A 14,655-nucleotide genomic window follows, 5' to 3' on the forward strand; every position below is an offset into this window, starting at 1 on the left:
ATGGCAACCCCAACCCCGGAAGTGACAGCCTCCAAAACCGGCAGTGGTATGGCTTTTCTGAAAAGTAATCTGCGCGAGTACGGCCTGCTGATGTCGCTGGTCATCATCATGGTGTTCTTTCAGGTGCAAACCGAAGGCACCTTGTTCCAGCCGCTGAACCTGACCAACCTGATTCTGCAAAACAGCTACATCATCGTGATGGCGCTGGGCATGCTGCTGGTCATCGTGGCTGGCCACATCGACCTCTCGGTCGGCTCGGTCTGTGGTTTTGTCGGTGCGGTAGCGGCGGTGCTGATGGTGGAATACCACTGGCACTATGTGCCCGCGGCCATCGTCTGCCTGATTTTGGGCGGTGTCATCGGTGCGGCCCAAGGCTACTGGGTGGCGTTTTACAAAATCCCATCGTTCATCGTGACCTTGGCTGGCATGCTGGTCTTCAAGGGCTTGGCGCTGGCAGTGTTGCAAGGTGCCTCTGTGGGCCCCTTCCCACCCGAGTTCCAGTTGCTGAGCACGGGCTTCATCCCAGATCCGTTTGCGGGTGAGACCCTGCGTGTGGCGTCGCTGGTGATTGGCCTGCTGATTGCCCTGGTCATGCTGGTGATGAAAATCCGCGGCCGCGCAGACCGTGCCAAGCACGGCATGGAAAACGAGCCCGTCGCCTTCTTTGCGGTGACCAACCTGATTTTCGTCGGCATGATCGCCGCGTTCAGCTACCTGCTGTCTTCGTACAGAGGCCTGCCCAACGTGCTCGTGGTCATGCTGCTGCTGATGCTGGTGTATGACTTTGTCGCCTCCAAGACCACCATCGGTCGCCGCATTTACGCCTTGGGTGGCAACGAAAAAGCAGCACGCCTGTCGGGTATCCGCACGGAACGCCTGACCTTTTACACCTTTATCAACATGGGCGTGCTTGCTGCGCTGGCCGGTTTGATCTTTGCGGCCCGCCTGAACACCGCGACTCCCAAAGCGGGTCTGGGTTTTGAACTGGACGTGATTGCAGCCTGTTTCATTGGTGGCGCTTCGGCCTCCGGTGGTGTGGGCAAGGTTCTGGGTGCGGTGATTGGTGCTTTCATCATGGGCGTAATGAACAACGGCATGTCCATCATGGGCATTGGCATCGACTACCAGCAGGTCATCAAGGGCTTGGTGCTGTTGGCCGCCGTCTGCTTCGACGTCTACAACAAAAACAAGTAAGGAAATTTCATGAGCGCAGTTGCTTCCGCCCGCTACAAGGGCGTGTTTCCGGTCGTCCCTACGACGTTCTCTCAAGCCGGCGCCCTGGATCTGGAGAGCCAAAAACGCTGCGTCGATTTCATGATCGACGCGGGCTCCACAGGTCTGTGCATCTTGGCCAACTTCTCTGAGCAGTTTGTCCTGTCGGATGCTGAGCGCGAGACCCTGACCAAGACCATTCTGGAGCACGTCAAGGGCCGAGTGCCCGTCATCGTGACCACCACCCACTTCAGCACCGATGTCACCATCGCGCGCAGCGTGCAGGCGCAGCAGTGGGGCGCCTCTATGGTCATGGTCATGCCGCCTTACCATGGCGCCACATTTCGGGTGCCAGAAGCGCAGATTTACGAGTATTTCGCGCGCCTGTCGGATGCATTGAACATCCCCATCATGATTCAGGACGCACCGGTCAGCGGTACACCCCTGTCCGTACCATTCCTCGTCCGCATGGCGCAGGAAATCAAACAGGTCTCCTACTTCAAGATCGAAACGCCCGGTGCGGCTTCCAAGCTGCGCGAGCTGATCCGCATCGGTGGCGCCGCCATCGAAGGCCCTTGGGATGGTGAAGAAGCCATTACGCTGCTGCCCGACCTGGATGCAGGCGCCACCGGCGCCATGACCGGTGGGGGCTTTCCCGATGGCATCCGCAAGATCGTCGACGCTTATGCCGCGGGCCGCCGTGAAGAGGCCGTGGCGCTGTACCAGCAATGGCTGCCTCTCATCAACTATGAAAACCGCCAGGGCGGCATCTTGACCGCCAAAGCCTTGATGAAAGAAGGTGGCGTCATTGCCTGCGAAGCGGGCCGCCACCCCTTTCCGCCCATGCACCCTGATACCCGGTCCGGTCTCATTGAAACCGCCAAACGCCTGGACCCCCTGGTCCTTCGTTGGGGCAAGTAAGCCAAGGAAGCACGCATGTCCGACAACACCGTCTTCAAGCTCCTGGGGCGCCGTCTGCGGCTAGCCGTCATTGGTGGTGGTCCGGGCTCCTTCATTGGCGCCATGCACCGCCAGGCTGCGCGCCTGGATGATCGCTATGAACTGGTAGCGGCGGCGTTGTCATCGGACCCCGAGCGCTCGCGCATCACCGGCCAAGGCATCGGTGTGGCGCAAGACCGCTGCTACCCCAGCGGCCAGGACCTCATTGATGCCGAAGCCCAGCGCCCAGATGGGGCTGAGGTAGTGGCCATCATGACGCCCAACGACAGCCACTACCAGTTCGCCATGCAGGCGCTGGAGCGCGGGTTGGACGTGATTTGCGACAAGCCCATGACCAACACCCTGCCCGAGGCCGAAGCGTTGCACGCACGCGTGCAGGCCACCGGCTTGGTGTTTTGCCTGACCCATAACTACACCGGCTACCCCATGGTGCGCCAGGCCAAGGCCATGGTGATGGGGGGGCAGCTGGGCGAGATTCGCCTGGTGCAGGTGGAGTACGTGCAGGGCGGTCGCGCGAAGTCCGGCCCTGGTCGCAAGGCCTGGAAAGAAGACCCCGCGCGCGGTGGCCCTTCGCTGGTGCTGGGCGACATTGGCACCCATGCGCACAACCTGCTGCGCTTCATCACTGGCCTCGAAGTGGCCCAGGTGGCTGCCGAGGTGGGCAGCATCGTGCCCGACCGCATCACCCACGACTATGCGGGCGCCATGCTGCGCATGAGCAATGGTGCGCGAGGTAGCTTCTGGGTTACCCAGGCGGCAGCCGGCGTCGAGAACGGTCTGCGTATCCGCGTGAGTGGCTCGCTGGGTAGCTTGGAGTGGCACCAGGAGCACCCGCAGGTGCTGCAGTTCAAGCCGCTTGATGCTCCGGCCCAGGTGCGCACCCCCAATGGCCCCGGCACCCTGCCCCTATCGGCACGCGCCTCGCGCATCGTGGCGGGTCATCCCGAGGGTTTCCATGAAGCCTTTGCCAATCTCTACACCGATGCGGCGGATGCCATTGCCGCACGCCGCTCCGGCCAAACGGCGGACCCGTTGTCGCTCCATTTTCCCAATGCCACCGACGGCCTGCAGGGCATCCGCTTTGTGGCCGCTGCCGTGGCCTCCAGCCACCAGCAAGGTGCCTGGACGTCCCTCTAACTTTTGGACATCACCATGACTACTTCCCAACACAACAACCTGATCAACGGCGAATGGGTGGCTTCGGCCACTTACGCCCCCAACCTCAACCCCTCCAACCTTGCAGACGTGGTGGGCGAGTACGCCCAGGCGGACTTGGCCCAGCTCAACACGGCCGTCGCCGCTGCGCAAAAAGCCTTTCCCGCCTGGTCCACCGGTGGCATTCAGGCGCGTGCCGATGCTCTGGACAAGATCGGCAATGAAATCCTGGCACGCAAGGACGAGCTGGGCACGCTGTTGGCTCGCGAGGAGGGCAAGACCCGCGCGGAGGGTATTGGCGAAGCGGCCCGTGCTGGCAACATCTTCAAGTTCTTCGCTGGCGAATGCCTGCGCCTGGCCGGTGAGACCCTGCCTTCCGTGCGCCCTGGCATTGGGGTGGAAGTCACGCGCGAGCCCCTGGGCGTGATCGGTCTGATCACCCCCTGGAACTTCCCCATCGCCATCCCCGCCTGGAAGATCGCCCCGGCATTGGCCTACGGCAACTGCGTGGTGATCAAGCCTGCCGACCTGGTACCTGGCTGTGCCTGGGCACTGGCCGACATCATCCACCGCAGCGGCATTCCCGCTGGCGTGTTTAACCTGGTCATGGGTTCCGGCCGTGTGATCGGTGATGCGCTGGTCAACCACCCCGGCATCACCGCCGTCAGCTTTACCGGTTCCGTGGGCGTGGGCCAGCGCATTGCTGCGGCTTGCGCTGGTCACATGAAGAAGGTGCAGCTCGAGATGGGCGGCAAGAACCCACAAGTCGTGCTGGACGATGCCGACCTCAATGTGGCCGTCGAGCTCAGCGTGCAGAGCGCGTTCTACTCCACCGGCCAGCGCTGCACCGCGTCCAGCCGCCTCATCGTGACGGACAAGATCTATCCCGCCTTCATCGACGCCATGCAAAAGCGCATGGCCGCCATCAAGGTGGGCGACGCCCTGGAAGCCGGTATCGACATTGGCCCCGTGTCCTCGCAAGCGCAGCTGGAGCAAGATTTGTCGTATGTGGAAATCGGCAAGGCCGAAGGCGCCACGCTGCTGGCCGGTGGTGAGCGCCTGGTGCGTGCCACCGACGGCTTCTACATGGCCCCGGCCCTGCTGGTGGACAGCACCGCCGCTATGCGCATCAACCGCGAAGAAATCTTTGGCCCCGTGGCCAGCGTGATCCGCGTGAAGGACTACGACGAGGCTCTGGCCGTGGCCAATGACACGCCGTTTGGTTTGTCGGCCGGCATTGCCACCACCTCGCTCAAGTACGCCACCCACTTCAAACGCCATTCGCAAGCCGGCATGGTGATGGTCAACTTGCCCACTGCGGGGGTGGACTACCATGTGCCGTTTGGGGGCCGCAAGGGCTCCAGCTACGGCTCGCGCGAACAAGGTAAATACGCGGCTGAATTCTTCACTACCGTGAAGACAGCCTACACCCTGGCATAAACCTTCTGGGCTCCCACCATGCGCACCATTCGACGAATCTTTCTCAGTACTGTGTTGTTGGTGTCCTTGCCGTGGGCCCAGGCACAAAACGACAGCAAGGGTGGCGTGGGCATTCTCATGCCCACGGTTACTTCCCAGCGTTGGGTGGTGGACGGACTCGCCATGGTGCGTGCCCTGGACAAACTGGGTTATCGCCCAGACCTGAAGTACGCGAACGACGACATCGCGACCCAGATTGCGCAGACAGAGGAGATGCTCAAGAGCCCCGACATGAAGGTGCTGATCATCGGCGCGATCGATGGCAGCAAGCTGGCCCCCGTGCTGCAGAAAGCCGCAGAGCGCAAGATCAAGGTCATTGCCTATGACCGCCTGATTCGCGACACACCCAACGTGGATTACTACGCCACCTTCGACAACTTCCAGGTGGGCGTGTTGCAGGGTACGTACATCGTTGAGCACCTGGGGCTGGACAAAGGCAAGGGCCCCTTCAACATCGAGTTGTTTGGCGGCTCTGCCGACGACAACAACGCCTTCTTCTTCTACGACGGTGCCATGTCGGTGCTCAAGCCGTATATCGACAAAGGCAAGCTCGTGGTGGGTTCGGGCCAGATGGGCATGGACAAGGTGTCCACCTTGCGCTGGAGCGGTTCAGTGGCGCGTGCGCGCCTGACGCAGATTCTCGACAAGCACTACAGCAAGCAGCGGCTGGATGCCCTGCTCTCGCCTTATGACGGCATCAGCATGGAACTGCTCACTGCCATGAAGAAGGCCAACTACGGCCAGGGTGGCCAACCCCTGCCCGTGATCACGGGGCAGGACGCTGAGATGCCGTCCGTGCGTTCCATTATTCGTGGTGAACAGACCTCCACGGTCTTCAAGGACAACCGCGAACTGGCCCAGGTCGTCACCACCATGGTGGACGCCATCCTGTCGGGCAAAAAGCCCGTCATCAACGACGAGAAGACCTACAACAACGGGCAAAAGGTCGTGCCCTCCTTCCTGCTCAAACCCATGATCGTGGACGTGACCAACTGGCGCGCTGCGCTGGTCAACTCGGGCTACTACAAGGCCGACCAGTTCCGCTGAGCACGCCTGCTATTGCAGCGGTGGGGCGTAGCGCTTGTGGGTTTGCGAGGGCAGCTCGCCAAACATGGCCTGGTAGTCCTTGGCGAAGTGGCCAAAGTGCCAAAAACCCAGGTCGGTGGCCGCATCGGTCACCGAGGGTGCAGTCTTCAAGGCCTGACGCACCGCGCCCAAACGGATGGCCCGCAGGTAGGCCAGGGGGCTGATGCCCAGAATGCGCTGAAACGCGTTTTGCAAGGTACGCCGGCTCACCCCCAGGTGGGTGCACAGCTCACCCACGGTGGGCGGTTGCTGCAGCTGGCTTTGCACCAAGCCACGCGTTTGCTGCACCAAGTGCCAGTGCACATCGTGCGGCGCTTCTGATGGCGAGGCCGCAATGTTCAGCGCCGTGACTTTCTCCACCAATGTATCGACCATGCCCGCTCGCAACGCGGGCAACTCAAACAGGGCGGGTGTGGTGTGTGCGGTCTCAAACAGCATGAGCATGACCTGGCGCAGGCTGTCCAGCGCCAGCTGGTCGGTGGACAACAAACCCGACTCCTGACCCCGCAAGGCGCCATTGCCCCAGGGGTACAACGTGTTGGCAAGCTCGGGTTCCAGCTCGATGCCCATCATCACGTGGTCGCTGCCGGTGCGGAATTCAAACCCTGAGCGGCCCGAGAACACATGTAGCGCATCGCGGTGCGACGCTGTGCCGCAAAACACGCTGCTGCCATCGCAGCGCAGGGGCACGCCCAGCGCCAGCACGCCGGGCTGCAGGTAGCCGGTTTGGTACACGGTGGAACCCAGGCCCTCCATGAAGAGGCGGGCGGATCCCAGGTCCACGCGCTGGATGGCGCCATGAAACCCACCGCCCGAGAGCTGCAGGTACGACTGGTTCCACCCGGTCAGCGCTGCCGCCTGCTCGTCCACATCGGAAAACACCGCATTGGCAAACCCATGGGGCACCGCTGCCAGGGGGCTGGCGAGCGCCGCAATTGCCGAAATGGGATGTTGGGACATAAGCCAAAGATTTTGCAAAAAACATGCCACAGGTTTGCTAGGTGTTTACGCGAAGCCCCAGAGGCGGCTGCTTGGGTGCCGAAATGGGATAGCCCCGGGAGGGATGCCTCCGCAGAATGAATGCAGAAGTGAGAGTCAACCCATAACGAGACATACCGAGAGGCATCGATGGCATCACGTAAGCAAGCGCCCACAACCGTGCGCAAACCCCCGGCAAGCCCTAAAGAGCATGCTGCCGTAGCAGCTCTGCGCCAGTCTGGTGCGCCCAAGGTCAAGGTCGCTGTGACCGATATCGACGGCGTGCTGCGCGGCAAGTACCTGCACCGCGACAAATTCCTGGGTGCTGCCGAGCCCTACCCCGCAGGTGGCTTCGGCTTCTGTGATGTGGTGCTGGGCTGGGACATGATGGACACCTGCTACGACAACACCTCGGTTACGGGCTGGCAGCATGGCTTTCCGGACGCACTGGCGCGGCTGGACCTGAACACCGCGCGCCATGTGCCGTGGGACAACGGTGTGCCTTTCTTCCTGGGCGAGTTTGTGAATACCGATGGCACGCCCCACCCGCTGTGCCCGCGCCAGACGCTGAAGAAGGTGCTTAAGCGCGCCGAGAAGATGGGTTTCCAGGTCATGACCGGCATGGAATTCGAGTGGTACAACTTTCTCGAAACCCCGCAAAGCTGGGCCGACAAAAAAGGCGTGGGGGCCACGCCGCTCACGCCTGGCATGTTTGGCTATTCGCTCTTGCGCGCCAACCAGAACCGCGAGTTCTTCAACGCCATCATGGACGACATGCTGGCATTCAAGGTACCTATCGAAGGCCTCCATACCGAGACAGGGCCCGGTGTGTTCGAGGCCGCCATTGGCTTCTCGGAAGCGCTGGAGCAGGCTGACCGCGCCGTGTTGTTCAAGACCGGTGCCAAGGAGATTGGTGCGCGCTTCGGCATCATGCCCAGCTTCATGGCCAAGCCGCACCAGCCGCTGCCGGGCTGCAGCGGCCACATCCACCAAAGCCTGAGCGATGGCAAGAACAACCTGTTCTATGACGCGAAGAGCCCGCGCAAGATGAGCAAGGTGTTTGAGAGCTACCTGGCTGGGCAAGTCAATTGCCTGATGGAGTTTGGCGCACTCATCTGGCCCACCATCAACAGCTACAAGCGCCTGGTCGACGGCTTCTGGGCGCCGGTCAAGCCCACCTGGGGCATGGACAACCGCACGGCCAGCTTCCGTGTTATCGCTGGCAGCCCCAAGGCCACGCGCCTGGAGACACGCTGCCCCGGTGCCGATGTGAACCCCTACCTGGCCATGGCCGCGGTGATTGCGGCGGGACTGGACGGTGTGGAGAAGGGCCTAAAGCTCACGGCCCCGCCCATCACTGGCACCAACCAGGGTGCCGACCATATTCCCCGCGCACCCCGCACCCTGATCGAGACCACGCGCAACTTCCAGCAGTCCGCCGTGGCACGCGACTGGTTGGGCGACACCTTTGTCGACCACTTTGCCGCCACCCGCGAGTGGGAATGGCGCCAGTGGCTGGACGCAGTGACCGACTGGGAAATGAAACGCTACTTCGAAATCATCTGACACACCACCATGAGCATTACCTCCTTCTCCTTCCCCACCCCCATCAAGTTCGGTGCCGGCGCTCGCAAGCTCGTGGCCCAGCACCTGCTGGACCTGGGCCTCAAGCGCCCCCTTATCGTCACCGACAAAGCCTTGGGCGCGTTGCCCGTGCTGGCCGAGTTCCAGACCCACCTGGCAGGGCTGGACGTGGCCGTGTTTTCCGGCGTGTTTGGCAACCCCACCTGCAGCCAGGTGATGGACGGTGCGGCGGCCTACAAGGCGCACCGCGCTGATTGCGTGATCGGTTTTGGCGGCGGTGCCGCGCTGGACGTGGCCAAGGTCGTGGGCCTGGCCGCCACGCACGAGGGTGACATTCTGGAATACGTGTGGGACCACCCGCAGGTGCGCCCCATCGTCCATGAACTGCCGTACTTCGTGGCGCTGCCCACTACCTCGGGCACGGGCTCGGAAGTGGGCCGCTCCAGTGTGGTGAGCGAGAACGACACGCACTTGAAGCGTGTGGTCTTCAGCCCCAAGATTTTGGCCAAGACGGTGTTCGCCGACCCCGAACTCACGCTGGGCCTGCCCCCGCATGTGACGGCTGCCACCGGCATGGACGCACTCACGCACAACGTGGAGAGCTACCTCTCGCCTGCCTACCACCCGCTGTGCGATGGCATTGCCCTGGAGGGCACGCGCATTGCGGCGCACGCCTTGGTGACCGCGGTCAAAGACCCCGGCAACCTGCCCGCCCGCTCCGACATGATGATGTCCTCCATGATGGGTGCTATCGCGTTCCAGAAAGACCTGGGCGCCGTGCACTCTTGTGCGCACGCGCTGGGCGCCGTGTGTGACCTGCACCACGGCCTGGCCAACGCGCTGATGATCGACACCGTGATGGCCTGGAACCTGGAGGCTGTGCCCGCCAAGTTTGACGAGCTTGCCCATGTGTGCGGTGTGCAGGGTGGAGGCAAAAGCTTTGTGGCCTGGCTGCAGGGCATCAAGGCGCTGGTGGGCATCACCGGTACGCTGTCCAGCCACGGTGTGAAGCCCGAGCACCTGGCGCGCTTGGTGGAAGTGGCCACGGCCGACATCTGCCACCAGACCAACCCGCGCCCCTGCACGGCTGCCGACTTTGAGCGCCTCTTCAAGGCCGCCATGTGATGCACAGCGCTGGGGAACGCCTCAAGATCGCGGTGAGTGCATGCTTCATGCACCCGGACCCCGCGCGCGCCGCGTTTGCCAAAAAGACACTGAACTACGTGGAGCTGTCGGTGCCGCACTGGCTCATGTCCGGCGGCGCGCTGCCGGTCATGGTGCCTTCGGTGACGGGGGACACTGCGTCCGGCAACATCACGCTGGACGACTACGCTGCGTGGCTGGACGGCTTGGTGCTGCACGGTGGTGCCGACCTGTGGCCCGGCAGCTATGGCGAGGCGCCGATCGATGCACGCTGGCAGGGTGACAAGCTACGCGACGCGTACGAGATGGCGCTGGTGAAGGCCTTTGTGGCCGCGGGCAAACCGGTGTTCGGCATCTGCCGTGGCCTGCAGCTCATCAACGCGGCCTATGGCGGCACGCTGGTGCAGGACATTCCCACCCAGCGCCCCGATGCCTTGCAGCACCGCGACGCGGAGCGCTACGACCAGAACTTCCATGCGCTGGAGTTAGTGCCAAAAACCCGCCTCAGCTCCCTATTACAGGGCGTGAGTAGCTACAAAATCAATAGCGTACACCACCAGTGCATCAAGGACCTAGCGCCTGGTTTCGAGGTCGAGGCACGTTGCCCGGACGATGGCACCATCGAAGCCATACGCGCCACCGGCCCCGACTGGATTGCCGCGGTGCAGTGGCACCCCGAGTTTCACAAGCCCGAGCACGGCACGCTGGACGACACGCCGCTGCTGCACGATTTTCTGGCCCAGGCGCACGCAGTGCGTGCGGCGGCCAGCCACACCCTCTCCCCTGAACTTTGAGCACCACCATGAGCCAACTCGCCATCTACAACCCGGCCAACGGCCACCTGATTACTACCTTGCCGGCAGACGATGTCGTCTCCGTCGAGGCCAAAGTGGCACTGGCCCGCCATGCCCAGCCCGCCTGGGCGGCCACATCGTTGGCCGAGCGTAAGGCCTGCATCAGCGCGTTCCGCGCCGGTGTGGTGCATGACCTGGAATCGCTGGCCTTCATCATGACGCGTGAAACGGGCAAGCCCATCCAGATGTCGCGCAACGAGCTCAACGGCCTGCTGGGCCGCATCGACTTCTTTTTGGCCGAGGCCGACGCCACGTTGGCCACCCAAACCGTGTTTGCGGAAGGCGGCATGACCGAGCAGATCCAGCACACACCCTTGGGCGTAGTGGCCAATATTTCGGCGTGGAACTACCCCTGGTTTGTGGGCTGCAACGTCATCCTGCCCGCGCTGCTTACGGGCAACACGGTGGTCTACAAACCCTCGGAATACGCCACGCTGACCGGCCTGGAAATCACGCGTCTGCTGCACAAGGCGGGTGTGCCCGAGAACGTGATGATTTGCCTGGTGGGTGCGGGTGCCGTGGGTGCTGCGTTGCTGGAGCAAAAGGTGGATGGCGTGTTCTTCACCGGTTCGTACGCCACCGGTGCACGCATTGCGCAGGCCGTGGGCACCAAGCTGGTGAAGCTGCAGTTGGAGCTGGGCGGCAAAGACCCCACCTATGTGTGCGACGACGCCAATGTGCAAGTGGCCGCTGAGAGCCTGGCCGATGGCGCCATGTACAACACGGGTCAAAGCTGCTGCTCGGTCGAGCGTGTGTATGTGCATGAGAAGGTGTACGACCAGTTCGTGCAGGCCTTCGTCGCCACGGTCAAGACCTTCAAGACCGGCGACCCCGTGGCCGAGGACACCTATATCGGTGCACTGACGCGGGCCCCGCAACTCGAGGTGCTGGAGGCCCAGGTGGCCGATGCACAAGCCAAGGGCGCCACCCTGCTCACCGGCGGTGCACGCGGCACGGGCGAGGGCAACTGGTTCCAGCCCACAGTCTTCTCCAATGTGAACCACAGCATGGAGCTGATGCGCGAGGAAAGCTTTGGTCCCATCATTGGCATTCAGAAGGTGGGCAGCGACGCCGAGGCCGTGAAGCTCATGAACGACACGCGCTACGGCCTGACCGCTGGTGTGTTCACCCCCAACGAGGCACGCGCCAAAGCGGTGCTGGAGCAAGTGCATGCGGGCACGGTGTACTGGAACTGCTGCGACCGTGTGAGCCCACGCCTGCCCTGGAGCGGCCATGGCGATTCTGGGGTGGGCCTCACCCTCTCAACTTATGGCATTCAGACCTTCACGCGGCCCAAGGCATGGCATTTGCGTAAGGCGTAACCGATACAGCGAATTTGCGCAGTGGCACCAATAGCGGGCTACGCGCGAGGCCGCGGTATGCAAGTGAACTTTCCCGATAGATATCAACGTAAAGGACTGACCGATGAGCACTCAAAGCGTTACGCGCGAGCCGCACGACGCGGATGCACAACTGCTGGAAAGCATGGGCTACCAGCAGGACCTGCACCGACGGATGAGCAAGTTTTCGAACTTCGCGGTGTCTTTTTCAATCATCTGCATCCTGGCCGGTGGCATCACCGCCTTCCCTAGCGCATTGGGCGCGGGCGGTGGCTTGTCCATCAGCCTGGGCTGGATCGTGGGTGCGGCCTTTGCCACCGTTGTGGCCCTGGCCATGGCACAAATAGCCTCGGCCTACCCCACTGCGGGCGGCCTGTACCACTGGGGCTCCATCCTGGGCAACAAGGGCTATGGCTGGGTCACCGCCTGGTTCAACCTGCTGGGCCTGGTGCTGGTGGTTGCGTCGGTGAACTTCGGCGTGTACGACCCGTTCTTCAAGACCCTGATCGCTCCGCTACTGGGGCTGGACACCACCAACTGGGGCCTGACCGAGCAAGTGGGTTTCATCGCCTTGTTCACCTTCACCCAGGCCATCTTGAACCACAAGGCCGCGGCCCTGACCACCAAGTTGCTGGACATCTCGGGCTACCTGATCTTCGTGATCGCCACCGTGCTGACCCTGTCGCTGTGGATCTTCAACAAGACCCCGATTGATTTCTCGCGCCTCACCACCTTCACCAACTTCACCGGACAAGAAGGCAGCATGTGGCCCCAGTCCGGCAGCTCCGTGATGGTGTTCCTGGCCGGCCTGCTGCTCACCGTTTACACCATCACCGGTTTTGACGCTTCGGCCCACACGGCCGAAGAAACCCACGACGCGGCCGAGAACGTGCCCAAGGGCATCGTCTCCAGCGTGCTGTGGTCGGCCCTGTTTGGCTTTGTGATGATCTGCACCTTTGTGCTGGTGATGCCCAGCATCCCCGAAGCCGTGAAGCAAGGCATGGGCTTTTTCTCCGCCTTGCTGGACAGCCTGCCCCCCGCACTGAAAGCGATTTTGGGCATCGGCATTTTTGTGGCCAACTACCTGTGCGCCCTGGCCTGCTTGATGTCCACCTCGCGCATGATGTACGCCTTCGCGCGTGACGGCGGCCTGCCCATGTCCAACGTGCTGAAGGCCGTGGACCCCGTGAACAAGACCCCTGGCGCCGCCATCTGGGTGTCCTCGGTCGCGGCAGTGCTCGCCACCTTGTATGCCGACGCCTTTGTGGTGCTATCCACCGCTTGCGCCGTGTTCCTGTACATCTCGTACGTCATGCCCACTGCGGCTGGCATCCTGGCCGAAGGCAAAACCTGGACCCGCAAGGGCCCATTCAACCTGGGTGGCCTGTCCAAGCCCATCGCGGTGTTGGCGGTGCTGGGTGGCCTGGTGCTGATCTTTGTGGGCATCCAGCCACCGAATGAAAAGGTGCTCTACCTCATCATCGCGCTGGTGGTGTTTCTGGCTGTGTTCTGGTGGGGCTTTGGCGAGCGCAATCGCTTCAAGGGCCCGCCCGCAGTGAAGTAACTATTCGCGTTTGCTGTCACCGGTGAAGCGCGCTGGGCCGCAAGGCTTAGCGCGCTTCATTCGTTTCAGGGGTGCTGCGCTCAGGCGGCCGCGCGCCGCGCCCGCACGGCCACCGCCAGCTCTTGCAGCACCGGCACGGTTTGCACCATGCTGATGCAGGCATCGGTAACAGACACGCCGTGTTGGAGCGTCTTGCCCGGAACGATGTCCTGGCGCCCTTCGTTCAGGTGGCTCTCGATCATGATGCCGGTGATGCGGGCATCGCCCGCCGCGATTTGCGCAGCCACATCGGCAGCCACCACAATCTGGCGCGCGTGCTGCTTGCTGCTGTTGGCGTGGCTCACGTCCACCATCACCTGTTCGCGCAGGCCTGCAGCCTTGAGCAGCGCGCAGGCCGCGTCCACATCGGCTTTGCTGTAGTTGGGTTGCTTGCCGCCGCGCAAAATCACGTGGCAGTCGTCGTTGCCGCGCGTCTCAAAAATCGCAGCCTGGCCCATCTTGGTCATGCCCATGAAGGCGTGGGCGCCTTGCGCGGCCTGGATGGCGTCGGTCGCCACCTTGATGCCACCGTCCGTCCCGTTCTTGAAGCCCACGGGGCACGACAGGCCACTGGCCAACTGGCGATGGCTCTGGCTCTCGGTGGTGCGCGCGCCAATGGCGCCCCAGCTCACCAGCTCGCTGATGAACTGCGGGCTGAGTAGGTCCAGAAACTCCGTACCCGCCGGCAGGCCCAGCGCCAGCACATCCAGCAGCAGGCGGCGCGCCATCTCCAGGCCTTCGTTGATGGCAAAGCTGTCGTCCAGGTGCGGGTCGTTGATATAGCCCTTCCAGCCCACCGTGGTGCGCGGTTTCTCGAAGTACACACGCATCACCACCAGCAGGTCGTCCTTCAGCGCATCAGCCTGCACCTTCAGCTGCCGCGCATATTCCATGGCCTGGTCATGGTCGTGGATGGAGCAGGGCCCCACGACGACGACAAGCCGGTCATCCTGCCCATGCAGCACCTTGGAGATAGCCGCGCGGCTGCTCTCCACCAGCGCCTGCGCCGCGTCGGGCACAGGCAGCTTTTCATCCAGCAGCGCCGGTGTGATCAGCGGACGCACCGCCCCAATGCGCACATCGTCAATGCGCGTGGTGTCGTGGGTGGTGAGGGCGGCGGTTGTGGAGCTGGTCATACTATGAAATTGATAGCTGCTTGCGCAGATTGGACGGGGGCTGGGGGATGATTTGGCTTACATTCTAAGTGGTTGAGCACTCTGGAACCCGCGGAGCCAAGCCATAGACCTAGCCAAGTGGCAGA

Annotated in this window: 12 protein-coding genes; 10 read left to right on the forward strand and 2 right to left on the reverse strand. The window is 62.7% G+C overall.

From position 1 onward, the window contains the following. From mmsB to chvE, 5 genes are read left to right on the forward strand one after another with little or no spacing between them, the layout of a single operon-like run. On the forward strand, window positions 1-1,194 hold the full coding sequence (mmsB, locus tag J2X15_RS14200; protein ID WP_310343946.1) for a multiple monosaccharide ABC transporter permease: 1,194 nt from the start codon (window positions 1-3) through the stop codon (window positions 1,192-1,194). A 9-nt stretch (window positions 1,195-1,203) separates the two neighbouring features. Continuing rightward, window positions 1,204-2,133 carry a dihydrodipicolinate synthase family protein gene (locus J2X15_RS14205; RefSeq protein ID WP_310343948.1) on the forward strand — a complete coding sequence of 310 codons (930 nt, stop codon included), beginning with the start codon at window positions 1,204-1,206 and terminating at the stop codon, window positions 2,131-2,133. Between the two features lie 15 nt (window positions 2,134-2,148). Further along, window positions 2,149-3,309 (forward strand): Gfo/Idh/MocA family protein, encoded by a 1,161-nt coding sequence (locus J2X15_RS14210; protein ID WP_310343949.1) that lies wholly within the window; start codon window positions 2,149-2,151, stop codon window positions 3,307-3,309. Window positions 3,310-3,324: 15 nt separating this feature from the next. Then, entirely contained in the window at window positions 3,325-4,767 is a 1,443-nt protein-coding gene (locus J2X15_RS14215) for an aldehyde dehydrogenase family protein (RefSeq protein ID WP_310343950.1), read from the forward strand. Between the two features lie 18 nt (window positions 4,768-4,785). Continuing rightward, window positions 4,786-5,853, forward strand: coding sequence for a multiple monosaccharide ABC transporter substrate-binding protein (chvE, locus tag J2X15_RS14220; RefSeq protein ID WP_310343951.1), 1,068 nt, complete (start codon window positions 4,786-4,788; stop codon window positions 5,851-5,853). Between the two features lie 9 nt (window positions 5,854-5,862). Here the strand turns inward: chvE and J2X15_RS14225 are convergent, their stop codons facing one another. After that, window positions 5,863-6,852, reverse strand: coding sequence for a helix-turn-helix domain-containing protein (locus tag J2X15_RS14225; protein WP_310343952.1), 990 nt, complete (start codon window positions 6,850-6,852; stop codon window positions 5,863-5,865). Between the two features lie 168 nt (window positions 6,853-7,020). Here J2X15_RS14225 and J2X15_RS14230 point away from each other — a divergent pair, with 168 nt between their 5' ends. From J2X15_RS14230 to J2X15_RS14250, 5 genes are all read left to right on the forward strand, one after another. Then, window positions 7,021-8,436 (forward strand): glutamine synthetase family protein, encoded by a 1,416-nt coding sequence (locus J2X15_RS14230; protein WP_310343954.1) that lies wholly within the window; start codon window positions 7,021-7,023, stop codon window positions 8,434-8,436. 9 nt (window positions 8,437-8,445) lie between these two features. Next, entirely contained in the window at window positions 8,446-9,579 is a 1,134-nt protein-coding gene (locus tag J2X15_RS14235) for an iron-containing alcohol dehydrogenase (RefSeq protein WP_310343957.1), read from the forward strand. After that, a complete protein-coding gene (locus J2X15_RS14240) occupies window positions 9,579-10,391 on the forward strand; it encodes a gamma-glutamyl-gamma-aminobutyrate hydrolase family protein (protein ID WP_310343959.1) in 813 nt (270 codons plus the stop codon). The genes J2X15_RS14235 and J2X15_RS14240 overlap by 1 nt, the downstream gene beginning before the upstream one ends. Before the next feature lie 8 nt (window positions 10,392-10,399). Then, complete coding sequence (locus J2X15_RS14245; protein ID WP_310343961.1) at window positions 10,400-11,773, forward strand: aldehyde dehydrogenase family protein; 1,374 nt, start codon at window positions 10,400-10,402, stop codon at window positions 11,771-11,773. A 103-nt stretch (window positions 11,774-11,876) separates the two neighbouring features. After that, window positions 11,877-13,355 carry an amino acid permease gene (locus J2X15_RS14250; RefSeq protein ID WP_310343962.1) on the forward strand — a complete coding sequence of 493 codons (1,479 nt, stop codon included), beginning with the start codon at window positions 11,877-11,879 and terminating at the stop codon, window positions 13,353-13,355. Window positions 13,356-13,435: 80 nt separating this feature from the next. Here the strand turns inward: J2X15_RS14250 and J2X15_RS14255 are convergent, their stop codons facing one another. Further along, complete coding sequence (locus J2X15_RS14255; protein ID WP_310343963.1) at window positions 13,436-14,530, reverse strand: 3-deoxy-7-phosphoheptulonate synthase; 1,095 nt, start codon at window positions 14,528-14,530, stop codon at window positions 13,436-13,438. Window positions 14,531-14,655 lie beyond the last annotated feature (125 nt).

The organism is Rhodoferax saidenbachensis (genome assembly GCF_031457975.1).
GTDB classification, from domain to species: Bacteria; Pseudomonadota; Gammaproteobacteria; order Burkholderiales; family Burkholderiaceae_C; genus Allorhodoferax; species Allorhodoferax saidenbachensis_A.